The sequence below is a fragment of the Malikia granosa genome (assembly GCF_002980595.1).
In the GTDB taxonomy this organism is placed as follows: Bacteria; Pseudomonadota; Gammaproteobacteria; order Burkholderiales; family Burkholderiaceae_C; genus Malikia; species Malikia granosa.
In genome coordinates, this window is sequence record NZ_PVLQ01000011.1 from 38,166 (window position 1) to 49,934 (window position 11,769).

General features: G+C 68.7%; 9 protein-coding genes. 5 read left to right on the top strand and 4 right to left on the bottom strand.

Features of this window, described 5'->3' with window-relative positions; genetic code table 11:
* The first annotated feature begins 44 nt into the window (after positions 1-44).
* From gap to C6P64_RS02870, 4 genes are all read left to right on the top strand, one after another.
* Positions 45-1,046: a type I glyceraldehyde-3-phosphate dehydrogenase gene (gap, locus tag C6P64_RS02855; protein WP_105747086.1), complete on the top strand. Its 1,002-nt coding sequence runs from the start codon at positions 45-47 to the stop codon at positions 1,044-1,046.
* 270 nt (positions 1,047-1,316) lie between these two features.
* Positions 1,317-1,859, top strand: coding sequence for a hypothetical protein (locus C6P64_RS02860; protein ID WP_105747087.1), 543 nt, complete (start codon positions 1,317-1,319; stop codon positions 1,857-1,859).
* 168 nt (positions 1,860-2,027) lie between these two features.
* A complete protein-coding gene (locus tag C6P64_RS02865; protein WP_105747088.1) occupies positions 2,028-5,999 on the top strand; it encodes a Pls/PosA family non-ribosomal peptide synthetase in 3,972 nt (1,323 codons plus the stop codon).
* Positions 5,999-6,598 (top strand): 4'-phosphopantetheinyl transferase family protein, encoded by a 600-nt coding sequence (locus tag C6P64_RS02870; RefSeq protein WP_105747089.1) that lies wholly within the window; start codon positions 5,999-6,001, stop codon positions 6,596-6,598. The genes C6P64_RS02865 and C6P64_RS02870 overlap by 1 nt, the downstream gene beginning before the upstream one ends.
* A gap of 4 nt (positions 6,599-6,602) precedes the next feature.
* Here C6P64_RS02870 and C6P64_RS18690 read toward each other — a convergent pair whose 3' ends face one another.
* Complete coding sequence (locus C6P64_RS18690) at positions 6,603-8,321, bottom strand: methyl-accepting chemotaxis protein (RefSeq protein WP_211296786.1); 1,719 nt, start codon at positions 8,319-8,321, stop codon at positions 6,603-6,605.
* Positions 8,322-8,631: 310 nt separating this feature from the next.
* Here C6P64_RS18690 and C6P64_RS02880 point away from each other — a divergent pair, with 310 nt between their 5' ends.
* Positions 8,632-9,765 (top strand): methyl-accepting chemotaxis protein, encoded by a 1,134-nt coding sequence (locus C6P64_RS02880; protein WP_245911606.1) that lies wholly within the window; start codon positions 8,632-8,634, stop codon positions 9,763-9,765.
* Between the two features lie 47 nt (positions 9,766-9,812).
* Here the strand turns inward: C6P64_RS02880 and C6P64_RS02885 are convergent, their stop codons facing one another.
* The 3 genes from C6P64_RS02885 to C6P64_RS02895 all read right to left on the bottom strand — a co-directional run bounded on the left by C6P64_RS02885 (position 9,813) and on the right by C6P64_RS02895 (position 11,740).
* On the bottom strand, positions 9,813-10,289 hold the full coding sequence (locus tag C6P64_RS02885) for an FKBP-type peptidyl-prolyl cis-trans isomerase (protein ID WP_105747091.1): 477 nt from the start codon (positions 10,287-10,289) through the stop codon (positions 9,813-9,815).
* Between the two features lie 84 nt (positions 10,290-10,373).
* Positions 10,374-11,216: a biotin--[acetyl-CoA-carboxylase] ligase gene (locus tag C6P64_RS02890; protein WP_105747092.1), complete on the bottom strand. Its 843-nt coding sequence runs from the start codon at positions 11,214-11,216 to the stop codon at positions 10,374-10,376.
* A complete protein-coding gene (locus C6P64_RS02895) occupies positions 11,213-11,740 on the bottom strand; it encodes an SET domain-containing protein (RefSeq protein WP_105747093.1) in 528 nt (175 codons plus the stop codon). The genes C6P64_RS02890 and C6P64_RS02895 overlap by 4 nt, the downstream gene beginning before the upstream one ends.
* Between the last annotated feature and the right edge of the window lie 29 nt (positions 11,741-11,769).

The following is an 11,769-nucleotide window of genomic DNA, read 5'->3' on the forward strand; positions in this document are numbered from 1 at the left end:
CTTGGGGTACGTAACGATTTTGTAACTTCCGGAAAAAGCAAATCATGACCATCAAACTGGGCATCAACGGCTTCGGCCGCATCGGCCGCCTGGCGCTGCGCGCCGCCGTCGCACGCTTCGCCGACATCGAGATCGTCGGCATCAACGATCCCAAGCCGGCCGACTACCTGGCCTACATGCTGAAGTACGACAGCGTGCACGGCCGCTTCGAGGGCGAAGTCAGCTTCGAGGGCAACGAGGCGCTGATCGTCAACGGCAAGCGCATCGCGCTGAGCCACGAGCGCGACAACCCGCAGCTCAAGTGGGCCGAGATGGGCGTCGACGTGGTGCTCGAGTGCACCGGCCAGTTCCTGACCGCCGAGAGCAACCAGATCCACCTGAACGCCGGCGCCAAGAAGGTCGTGATCTCGGCCCCGTCCAAGGACGACGTGCCGATGTTCGTCTACGGCGTCAACCACGGCAAGTACGCCGGCGAGGCCGTGATCTCGAACGCCTCCTGCACCACCAACGCGCTGGCCCCGGTGGCCAAGGTGCTGAACGACAAGTGGGGCATCAAGCGCGGCCTGATGACCACCGTGCACGCCGCCACCGCGAGCCAGAAGACCGTCGACGGCACCTCGCGCAAGGACTGGCGCGGCGGCCGCGGCATCCTGGAAAACATCATCCCGTCGAGCACCGGCGCCGCCAAGGCGGTGGGCAAGGTCATCCCCGAGCTCAACAAGAAGCTGACCGGCATGAGCTTCCGCGTCCCGACCAGCGACGTGTCGGTGGTCGACCTGACGGTCGAGCTCGACAAGGAAGCCAGCTACGAGGAAATCTGCGCCGAGATGAAGGCCCAGTCCGAGGGCGCGCTCAAGGGCGTGCTGGGCTACACCAACGAGAAGGTGGTCTCGACCGACTTCCGCGGCGAGTACTGCACCAGCGTGTTCGACTCCGAAGCCGGCCTGGCGCTCGACAAGAGCTTCGTCAAGATCGTGGCCTGGTACGACAACGAATGGGGCTACGCCGCCAAGTGCCTCGAGATGGTACGCGTGGTATCGAAATAATCGATCCCGGCCGCCCGCCTGCGGGTGGCCAGCCGGCCCGAAGACCCGCCCTGGTGGCGGGTTTTTCATGTCTGGCAGGAGCGGGCAGCGCCCAGCAGCGCCGTCGCGGAATGCAGGAGCCCCGCGCGAGTGCGAGAATACGGGATCAAGCCCAGACACAAACCGTAACAGCTTTAACAAAAAAGCACCCACAGGACGGCATTGCCTCTCGGGATGCCGCCACACATGTCCATCTCCTCACGCCCCCCTCCATCCTCCCCCAGGTCGCTGATGGTGCAGAACCTAGGCCTGATCGTGCTGAGCTTCGTGCTCTCCCGGCTGAGCTACGAGTGCCACGAATGGGTGACACCGTATGTCGCCTACACGCAGGGCGTGGATCTGCTGTTCCTGCCAGCGGGCGTCAAGCTGGTCATGATCATGGTGGCGGGCTGGCGCGGTGCCGTGGGCTGCACCCTGTCCTTGCTGAGCCTGTCGACCCGCTTCTGGCCCGGCCTGGAGCCGATCTGGCTGCTGCTCTATGCGGTGCTGTCGGTCGGCATGACCTGGCTCGTGGTCAACACGATGCTCAGGTATCGGGCACTGGGGCCGGCACTCGAGGGGCTGAGCTTCTGGGACCTGGTACAAATCGACATGCTCAACACCCTGCTGCACGGCATCGCCGTCAACAGCTATTTCTGGGCCCTGGGCCTGCGCAGCAGCGAGTCCTTCTGGCCGGCCGCGCTGGCGATGTCCTTCGGCGACTTCCTGGGCACCGGCGTCATCATGCTGCTGGTGCTGCTGACGGCCCGGATCATCGCGCCGGTGCGGACCTGAATCCGTCCCGCACAACCAGCCCGGCGCTGCGCTGAGCACGACAGGCCCTTGGCCGTCCCGCAGCGAAACTGCAGCAGAATCGCCACCTGAGTCCGCTCCGACCCCAGGCCTGCAAGCCTGGGCTGCTCGCGGGCGGGAGTTCCCCCATTCACGCTGATTGCTTTCCCTATGATTCTGAGGGGTCCTTCCCGTCCCGAGCTGCTGCGCCAGGAACTGCTGGCCGACCTGTTCGAGGCCAGCGCGGCCCGCCAGCCCGAGCAGACCGCCCTGGTCTGCGGCGCCCTGAGCCTGAGCTACCGCGAGCTCGACGCGCGCGCCGACCTGATGGCGCATCAGCTGATCGCCCAGGGCCTGCGGCCGGGCCAGATCGTCGGCCTCTGGCTGCCGCGCGGCATCGACCTGCTGGTGAGCCAGCTCGCGATCGCCAAGACCGGCGCCGCCTGGCTGCCCTTCGATGCCGACACGCCGGCCGAGCGGGTGATGGTCTGCCTGGAGGACGCCCAGGCAGCCGGCATCGTGACCGGCCATGGACTGCAGCATGAACTCGATGCGATCGACTGTCCCGTCTGGGACCAGGCCAAGCTGCTGCAGAAGGCCGACGGCCCGCTGCTGCGGCGCAGCGGCACCAGTCCGCAGCACCCGGCCTATGTCATCTACACCTCGGGCTCGACCGGCAAGCCCAAGGGGGTACCGATCAGCCAGGGCGCGATCTGCCATTTCCTGCGCAGCGAGAACGAGCGGCTCGGCATCCGCGCCGACGACCGGGTCTACCAGGGCTTCTCGGTCGCGTTCGACATGTCGTTCGAGGAGATCTGGATCTCCTACCTGGTCGGCGCCACGCTCTGGATCGCACCGCGCGAAATCACCGCCGACCCCGATGCGCTGCCGCGCGCGCTGGCGGCCAACGGCATCACCGTGCTGCACGCGGTGCCGACCCTGCTGGCGCTGTTCAGCGCCGACGTGCCCAGCCTGCGCCTGATCAACCTGGGCGGCGAGATCTGCCCGCCGGCGCTGGTCGAGCGCTGGGCCACGCCAGCGCGCCGCCTGTTCAACAGCTACGGCCCGACCGAGGCCACGGTGTCGGCCAGCATGGCCGAGCTGCGGCCCGGCGATCCGGTCACGATCGGCCAGCCGCTGCCCAACTACGGGCTGCTGGTGGTCGACGCCGAGCTGCAACTGCTGCCGGCCGGCGAGACCGGCGAGCTCTGCATCATCGGTCCCGGCGTCGCCGCGGGCTACCTGGGCCGGCCCGAGCTGACGGCCGAGAAATTCCTGCCCAACCCCTGGGCCGAACACGAGGGCGAAGCGCGCCTCTACCGCACCGGCGACCTGGCGCGCATCGACGAGCAGGGGCAGATCCACTGCCTGGGCCGGGCCGACGACCAGGTCAAGGTACGCGGCTTCCGGGTCGAGCTCGGCGAGATCGAGGCGGCGCTGAACCGGCAGCTGCCCAACGGCACCGCCGCGGTGGTGCTCAAGCCGGTCGATGGCATCGAGCAGCTGGTGGCCTACCTGGTGCCGGGCCAGGGCCAGCCGTTGCAGATCGCGCCGCTGCGCGCCCAATTGCGCGAGACGCTGCCGCCCTATATGGTGCCGAGCCGCTTCGAGCCGGTGGCGTCCATCCCGCGCCTGACCTCGGGCAAGATCGACCGCAAGGCGCTGCGCGCGCTGCCGATGAGCCCTGCGACAGCCAGCGAGCAGGCCGAATCCGACCTGCCCGAGACCGAGGCCGAGACCGCGCTGTTCGCCGCGCTGGCGCGCTTCTTCCCGGGCCTGCCGCTGCGCCGCCATTCCGACTTCTTCGACGATCTCGGCGGTCATTCGCTGCTGGCGGCCCGGCTGGTCTCGGCGCTGCGCGAGGACCCGCGCTTCGCCCGGATGACGGTGAACGATGTCTACGGCCAGCGCCGGATCGCGGCGATTGCCGCAGCGATGCAGGCCGGCATGGCGCCGCAGGCAGAAGAAGCGCCGGCAGCCTTCGCTATCGCGCCGCGCTCGCGCCGCTGGCTCTGCGGCCTCGCGCAGGCGCTGGTGCTGCCGGCGCTGATCGCGCTGCACATCATGAACTGGCTGGCGCCCTTCTTCACCTACCACTACTACACCGGCGAGCCCGAGGACAGCGTCGCGTTCGCGGTGCTGGCCTCGGTGCTGGTGTTCCTGGCCAGCCACCTGCTGAGCCTGGGCATCGCCGTGACCGGCAGCCGGCTGCTGCTGAGCGGGCTGGAGGCCGGGCGCTACCCGCTCTGGGGCGGCCACTATTTCCGCTGGTGGCTGGCCGACCGGCTGCACCAGATCGCACCGGCCTACCTGCTGTCGGGCAGCTCGCTCTACAACGGCTACCTGCGCGCGATGGGCGCGCAGATCGGCCAGGATGTCGTGGTCGGCTCGGTGACGATCCGGCAGCCGCATCTGCTGCGCATCGCCGACGGCGCCAGCATCGGCTCCAACGTCAACCTCGAGAACGTGCGCGTCGAGCGCGGCGAGCTGGTGGTCGGCGCGATCGAGATCGGCCGCGAGGCCTATGTCGGCTCCTACGCGGTGATGGAGGGCGACAGCGCGATCGCCGACTTCGGCCGGCTCGAGGGTCTGGCCGCGCTGGCCCGGGGCGGCCGCATCGGCGCCTGCGAGGTCTGGGATGGCGCCCCGGCGCAACGGCAGGGACGCTGGTCGCCGGAGCAGCGCCCGCCGCGTCCGACGGTAACAAGGCTGCGGCGCGCAGGCGAGGCGCTGTTCTTCTCGCTCGGCGCGGCGCTGACGGCGGTGCTGTTTTTCCTGCCGATCTTCCCGGCCTTCATGCTGATCGACGCGATCGAGGTCCGGGTCCAGCAGCCCTCGATCGAGGCCTACGGCCAGCTGGTCGCAGTGCTCCATTACGCGCTCTATGCGCTGCCGGCCAGCGCGCTGCTGATCGTCGGCACCGCGCTGATCGCGGCCGCGATCCGCTGGGCGGTGCTGCCACGCCTGACACCGGGCCGCTGGCCGGTGCACAGCAATCTGTACTGCCGCAAGTGGCTGGCCAACCAGATCCAGGTCGCCAGCCTGCATGTGCTGCACGGCGTCTATGCCACCGTCTACGCGCCGCTCTGGTACCGGCTGCTCGGCGCGAAGATAGGCCGCAATGCCGAGATCTCGACCGCCATGGGCCTGATCCCCGACATGCTGACCCTGGGCGACGACTGCTTCATCGCCGACGCCGTGATGCTGGGCGACGAGGAGATCGACGGCGGCTGGATGTCGGTCGACTACACGGTGATCGGACCGCGCAGCTTCGTCGGCAATGGCGCCTACATTCCCGACGGCACCCAGCTGCCGCACGACGTGCTGATCGGCGTGCAGTCGAAGGCACCGGCAACCGAGCAGATGCAGCCCGGCCAGACCTGGGTCGGCTCGCCGGCACTCGAGCTGCCCGCGCGCGAGACGCTGCACGGCTTCCCCGACGCGCTGACCTTCAGGCCCTCGGCCTGGCGCCGCCTGGGCCGGGCGCTGGTCGAGGCCCTGCGCATCCTGCTGCCGCTGGCGCTCGTGATCGGCGCCGGCTATGTGATCGTCGGGGTCGAGATGCCGGTCGCCGCCGAGAGCGACTGGCTGCGGCTGGCGGTCGAGCTCGGCCTGGCCGGCATCTACTACGGCATCGGCTGCTTCCTGTTCGTGGTCGCACTCAAGTGGCTGCTGATCGGCCGCTACCGGCCGCATGCCGCGCCGATGTGGACTCCATTCGTCTGGATCAGCGAGGCGCTGACCAGCATCTACGAATCGATCGCCGTGCCCAACTGCCTCGAATACCTGCGCGGCACGCCGATGCTGCCGGTGGCGCTGCGCCTGCTCGGCGTGCGCCTGGGACGCGGCGTCTACCTCGACAGCACCGACTTCACCGAGTTCGACTGCGTCAGCATCGGCGACCATGGCGAGCTCAACGCCTGGTCAGGACCGCAGACCCATCTGTTCGAAGACCGGGTGATGAAGATAGGCCGGATCCAGATCGGCAACCGGGTCACCCTGGGCACGCGCAGCACGGTGCTGTACGACACGGTGCTGGGCGACCAGGTCCAGCTCGGCCCGCTGTCGCTGGTCATGAAGGGCGAAGCGCTGCCGGCGCAGAGCCGCTGGACCGGCTCACCGGCGCGCAGCTGGCGGGCCTGATGTCGGCCCGGCTGCTGGCAGCGCACGAATGCCCGGCGCTGGTCGAAGGCCAGCCACTGGTCTGGCACTGCCAGACAGACGGCGCGCACCCGCGTGCGGCGGCGCGCCAGCTGTTGCGCCAGCGCCTGGCGCATTACCTGCAGCAGCCCGGACCCGAGGTGCCGCTGCAGTTCATCCCCGGCCAGGCGCCAGCGGTGGCGGCGCGCTGGCAGGGCCTGCCGCTGTCGCTGAGCCTGAGCTACTGCGGCGGGCAGGCGCTGGTCGGGATCTGCCCCGGCGCCAGCCTCGGCATCGACCTGGCGACCGTCACGGCGCTGCCGGACTGGGAGGCGGTGGCCAGGCTCTACCTCGGCCCGCTGGCCGTCGCCAGGCTGGCCGGCCTCGCGGCCGGCCCGCGCGCGCGACAGTTCGCACGGGACTGGGCTTGCCTGGAAGCCGCCGGCAAATGCCTGGGCCTGGCGCTGGAGGAATGGAGCGCTGAACGGCAGCAGCGCCTGGACAGCTGCCAGCTGTCGGTCGGCATGGTGCGCTGGCCCGCTGCGGCGGACAGCGCGGAGTTCGCCTGGGCGCTGGCCCGGGGACCCCGCGCCCGGCGCTGAAACCTCAGAAGGTTTCCCAGTCGCCGTGCCCGCTGCTGGCCGGTGCAGCCTGCCGGGCGGCGCTCGCCGGCGCGACCGCATGGGGTTCGGCAGCACGGACGGCCGGCGCCACCAGGTGCTGATGGCTGGACTGCGGCCGGCTCCGGGCAAGGCCGCTGTCGTGATGGCCCAGCTTGAAGACCGACACCGCCTGCACCAGCTCCTGGGCCTGGTCCTTCAGGCTGGTCGCGGCCGCCGCCATCTCCTCGACCAAGGCCGCGTTCTGCTGCGTCGCCTGGTCCATCTGCATCACCGCCTCGCCCACCTGACCCACGCCCGAGCTCTGCTCGGCGCTCGCCGCGCTGATCTCGCCCATGATGTCGGTCACGCGCTTGATCCCCGCGACCACCTCGTTCATCGTCGCCCCCGCCTGGTCCACCTGCAGCGAACCCTGCTCGACCCGGTCGACGCTGGTCGTGATCAGGCCCTTGATCTCCTTGGCCGCCTCGGCGCTGCGCACCGCCAGGCTGCGCACCTCTGCCGCCACCACAGCGAAGCCGCGCCCCTGCTCGCCAGCGCGCGCCGCCTCCACCGAGGCGTTCAGTGCCAGGATGTTGGTCTGGAACGCGATGCCGTCGATCACGCCGATGATGTCGGCGATGCGGCGCGAGCTGTCGTTGATGCCCTTCATCGTGTCGACCACCTGGGCCACCACTTCGCCGCCCCGGACCGCGATCTCGCTGGCGCTCTGGGCCAGCTGGTTGGCCTGGCGCGCGTTGTCCGAGTTCTGCCGCACGGTCGAGCCGAGCTGCTCCATCGAGGCCGAGGTCTGCTCCAGCGCGCTGGCCTGGTTCTCGGTGCGCGAGGACAGGTCCATATTGCCCTGGGCGATCTCGGAACTGGCCGAAGCCACGCCGTCGGCACTGGCGAGCACCGACTGGACCGTCTTGACCAGTCCGCTCTGCATGCGGTCGAGCGAACGCAGCAGCTGGCCGGTCTCGTCCTGGGACTTGACCTCGATCCGGTTGCCCAGGTCACCGCCGGCAATCCGGTCGGCCACCGCGACCGCCTGGCCCAGCGGCACGGTGATGCCGCGCGCAATCAGCCAGCTCGCCAGGGTGGCGGCGGCCACCGCCACCAGGGAGGCGACGATCAGCTGGATCTCCTGCGCCAGATAGGCGGCTTCCGCCTCCTGCTTCAGCTGGCCGGTACGGGTCTCGGCCGCTTCGGTATAGGCCTGGGTGGCCTGGCGCAATTCGGCCAGCAGCGGGCGGCACTCGTCATTGATCTTGGCGATGGCCTCGGCCGTCTTGCCCTGCAGCGCCAGATCGACGATGGACAGCGCCACCGGGCCATAGCGCTGCTCGACGCGCTCGATGCCGGCGACCAGTTCACGCCCCTGCGCCGTGGTGTTGGTGGCGCTGCTGATCAACTGCTTGAGCTGGACCAGGCTGGACTGGACCGCCTCATGCGCTTGCTGGACATTGGCCTTCTCGCGCGCCACCTCCTCGGGCTTGCTGGCCAGGACCAGGTTGCGGGCGGCGATGGCCCGGTTGTCGACCGCCGCCTGGATATGCGCCGCCAGCGTGGCACGCGCATTGAGTCCGTCGACATAGTCCATGAAGCGCTGGTTGGCCGCATTGAGCGCCAGCAGGGACAGCCCTGCCACCAGCAAGACCAGAGCCGCGATGCCCCCAAAGGCCAGGGTCAGCTTGAGCCGGACCGACATATCGCGCAAGTTCATTTTCACCACCTTTTTATAGGATACCAACCGACCACCTACAGAAACCAAAAGCAAATCAATCACTCCAAGAATGCTGCAGGAGTAATTCACTCAAATAACTTTAATTAATATGTTTATTCTAATCAATATGCCCAATTGGTCAACAAAGACTGAGCAATCCTTGAGGTCAATCAAGGTCTGGCGATGACAGGGACGTCCTGGCGCCCCCTCCCGGCACTCGCCTCGCGGCACTGGCTACGTAGGAGTACGTAAGAGGCCGGGTCGATTTATCGCCTAAAACGTGGCTACAAATACAAGCTGGAGACAATTCGTGATTTTTTCGAACCTGAGGATAGGCACCCTGCTGGGGCTGGCGTTCGGCAGCCTGCTGCTATTGACCACGGCGATGCTGATGCTGGCCCTCCACGGCCTGGACCAGATCGGGGCGGCCCATGCAGCGCTGGCGACCGACCTGGGCACGACGCGCTTCATGCTGTACGGCCTGTTTGGCCTGACGGTGCTGTGCGGCATAGGAATCAGCTATGGCCTGACACGCGCCATCACGGAACCGCTGGGAGAAGCCATCCTGATTGCCGAAACCGTCGCCGCCGGCGACCTGAGCCAAGAGTTCAGCACCCAGCGGGGCGGGGAGTTCGGCCGCCTGATCCGGGCACTCGGGAACATGGAAGACACGCTGACCGACCTGGTGAGCCGGATCAAGGCCTCCTCGGACTCGATCAGCGTCGCCTCGCAAGCCATCGCGAAGGGCAACACGGACCTGGCCCGGCGCACGGAAGAGCAGGCGGCCTCGGTCGAGGAAACCACCTCCAGCATGCAGCAGCTGACCTCCACCGTGCTGCAGAACTCCGAACGGGCGGATTCAGCCAGCGAGCTCGCCAGCCACGCGTCCGGCATTGCCGAACGCGGCGGCAAGGTGGTGGGTCAGGTGGTGCAGACCATGGAGGTCATCAGCAACAGTTCGCGCCAGATCGGCGACATCATCGCCGTGATCGACGGCATCGCCTTCCAGACCAACATCCTGGCACTCAATGCGGCGGTGGAAGCGGCCAGGGCCGGCGAGCAGGGGCGTGGCTTTGCCGTGGTGGCCGGCGAGGTGCGCAGCCTGGCGCAGCGCAGCGCCACGGCAGCCAAGGAGATCGGACAGCTGATCAGCGATTCGGTCCGGCATGTCGGTGACGGCGCCCATCTGGTCCATCAGGCAGGGCAGACGATGCAGGAGATTGTCCAGGAGGTCAAGCGCGTCACCAGCATCCTGGGCGAGATCTCGACCGCCTCCGGCCAACAGCGCGAAGGCCTGCAGCAGGTCAACCTGGCCATGAACCACCTGGATGGCGTGACCCAGCACAACGTGACCCAGGTGGACAAGGCGGCCGAGGCCGCGCTGGAACTGGCGCAGCAGGCGCAGCAGCTCGACCAGGTGGTCGGCGCCTTCAAGCTCGACTGACAGGCCGCCGGACCGTGCGGCTTAGGCACGGTCGCGTCAGAGCCGCTTCAGTGGTGGTGACCGTGCGCGCCATGCGCGTGGCCATGGGCGACTTCCTCGGCCGAGGCGGCCTGGACGTCGACCACCTTGAGGCTGAAGCGCAGCGTCTTGCCGGCATGCGGATGGTTGCCGTCCAGGATCACCTGCGGGCCCTTGATCTTGACCACGGTGAAGATGCGCTCGCCGCCGTCATCGGCGACGCCGCGCAGGGTGCCGCCAACCTTGACGCCGGGCGGGAAATCGGCCTTCGAGATGGTCTGCACCAGGCTCTCGTCGCGCTCGCCGAAGGCATCGGCGGGCTCGAGCACCACGGTGGTCGCGAAGCCGGCCTGCTGGCCTTCGAGCGCGGCCTCGATCTTCTCGAAGGTATTGCCATAGCCGCCATGCAGATAGGCCATCGGCTCGGGGCTGGTTTCGAGCAGCTTGCCCTGGGCATCGGAAACCTGGTAGGTGATCGTGACGACGGTGTCTTTGGTGATTTGCATGGGGAGTTTCCGGGCAGCGTTGAAAGGAAAGGCGTGATTGTGCCGGCTTTGCCGCCACCCCGCCGGGCGCACGGGCAGGCCGGGTCAGCGCGGACGCACGCTGACTTCGGCGCTCGTGATGTCGACCAGGCCGGAGGCGGTCTGCAGCCGCAGCGCGCCGTCCGGCCCGACGCCGGCAGCCAGCCCCTGCTGGCCGTCGGACAGGCGCAGCTCGAGGCCGGCCAATGCATCGCGCGCGGCGAAGCGGGCCGCGAAGGCGGCGAAGCCCGCGCGCTCGAAGGCCTGCAGGTCCTGCACCAGGGCCGGCACCACGGCAGCCAGCCACTGGCCGGCATCGCGGCCGGCAAGCAGCTCGCACAGCGCGGCCGGCGGCACCGGCGGCAGGGCCACGGCGGCGGCCTCGTCGACGAGGCCGGCATCCGGGCGCAGCTGGGCCGGCTCGGGCAGCTCGACGTTCAGGCCGACGCCGATCACCGCATAGCGCTGCGCGCCCAGCGTGGCAGCCTCGATCAGGATGCCGCCGAGCTTGCGCCCGCGCCACCAGAGGTCGTTCGGCCACTTGAGCCGGAGCTCGGGATGCAGGCTCTCGGCCAGGCTGACACCGACCGTCAGCGACAGGCCGGACCAGTCCGCCGGCTGGAAAGGCAGGCCGAGCGAGAAGGTCAGCGAGCCGCCGGGCCGGCTGTGCCAGGTCTTGCCGCGCCGGCCGCGCCCGGCGCTCTGCTCGAGCGCGACCAGCAGGGTCGGCGCGCGCTCGCCGGCACGGGCACGCCGCATCAGCTCGGTATTGGTCGAGGCTATGCTCGGCAGCACCTCGACCGAGAAGTCGGGCCAGTGCGGATAGACCGCCTGCCAGATGCCTTCGGCCTGGCGCGTCAGGACCTGCAGCGCCGCCTGCTGGCTGCCGGTCGGATCGGGCCCGTTCATGCCGCCTGCCCTCGGGATGCCTTGCTCGGTGGCCGCTTGGGCGCCAGCATGGTGCCGCGGCAATGGGCGCTGCCGCAGTGGCAGGCATACTCGGCCTTGAGCTTGGCCGTGTAGCGCCCGTCGACCACCAGGCCATAGTCGAAGAACAGCTCCTCGCCGGCCTTGATGTCGCGCAGCGCGTGGATGAAGACCCGCTTGCGCCAGTCTTCCTCGGCCTCGCAATTCGGTTCGCAGCTGTGGTTGATCCAGCGCGAGGAATTGCCACCGACCCCACCATCGATCACATGGCCGTCGTCGATGTGGAAGTAGAAGGTGTGGTTGGGCTGGGCCGGGTCATGCGGATGACGGCGCAGCGCCTCGTCCCAGCTGATGACCTCGCCGGTGTACTCGATCAGCGGCTCGCCGGCCGCCAGGTCGACGACGGCGAACACGCCCTTGCCATGCACGCCGGAGCGGCGCACCTGCAGGCGGCGCCGCGGCTGGGCGGCGCTGGCGGGGGAAGAAACTGCGTTGCCGTCGGCCATGGGCCAAATTTTTGGTATGGTGAATTCAT